This window comes from Streptomyces sp. NPDC059455, assembly GCF_042750115.1.
Classification (GTDB): Bacteria; Actinomycetota; Actinomycetes; order Streptomycetales; family Streptomycetaceae; genus Streptomyces; species Streptomyces endocoffeicus.
Genome location: NZ_JBHYVB010000044.1, coordinates 63,751 through 64,667, shown reverse-complemented (window position 1 = coordinate 64,667; position 917 = coordinate 63,751). Strand labels below are relative to the sequence as shown.

At 72.1% G+C, this 917-nt stretch carries 1 pseudogene; it reads left to right on the top strand.

What is annotated here, in order from left to right:
- Window positions 1-663: 663 nt before the first annotated feature.
- Window positions 664-917 (top strand): annotated as a pseudogene (locus ACFXB5_RS18280) (hypothetical protein); the annotation flags it as partial.

The window sequence follows — 917 nt, the reverse complement described above, 5'->3', positions numbered from 1 at the left end:
GCCCTGCCCGGTGAACAACACCGCGAGCCTGCCGGGGGGCGCCACCCCACGAGCCCCCGGAACAGCGCGCGGGCCCGCGCAGGGGACCAGCCCCCCCACCACCAAACCAACCCCCCCGCCCCCCCCCCCCACCGTGACTCGAGCCACCCGCGCCGGGCGGGGGGCGACGCGCCGGGCGCACTGTCGTGGGGTACCGCCCCCCCCCCCCGGAACGGGGGCTTCCCGGGGTTCCGGGACGGGGCTCCTGTCCAGGGTCTCCGGAACGGGGGGCTCTGTCTCGGGTCCTGCAGTAAACGGGCTCTGCTCCGGGACCCGGGATGGGGGCGGGGCTTTGCTCCAGGCCCCGCAACGGGGGGCTCTGCTTCTGGGGTCCCTGGGACCCCAGGGGCTTCTGGGGTTCCAGGGGCGAAGCCCCTGGTAGCGGGAAGGGGCGGGGAGGGGAAACGGTCCGCCGGGCCCCGTAGCCGCCCGCGCCCCGATCCATTTGTTGCGGCAGGATGAAATCCGCACATCAGTGTGTTGGTGCCTTCCGGAAGCGTGTGCGGATCGGGAGGTTCACGGGTGGCGGACGTAGCGTCGGGCGCATCGGATGAAACGGGCAAAAGGGATGCGGGTGGATCGGATGCGGATGGCCCGGAAGCCGGACAGGGCTGGGTAAGGCGGCTGTTCGGCTACTGCTGGCAGTACCGCAGCGATGTGCTGCTCGCTCTCGGCGCCTCGCTCGCCGGAATGGCCGTCATGGCGCTCGTCCCGCTGGTGCCGAAGCTGATCATCGACGATGTGATCGTCTCGCGTGATCGGTCGCTCGCCCCCTGGGCCACTCTGCTGATCGTCGCCGCCCTCGTGGTGTACGTCCTCACCTACGTGCGCCCGTTATAAAGCGGGCGGGGCACCCCCGACGACCACCACGCCCCCCG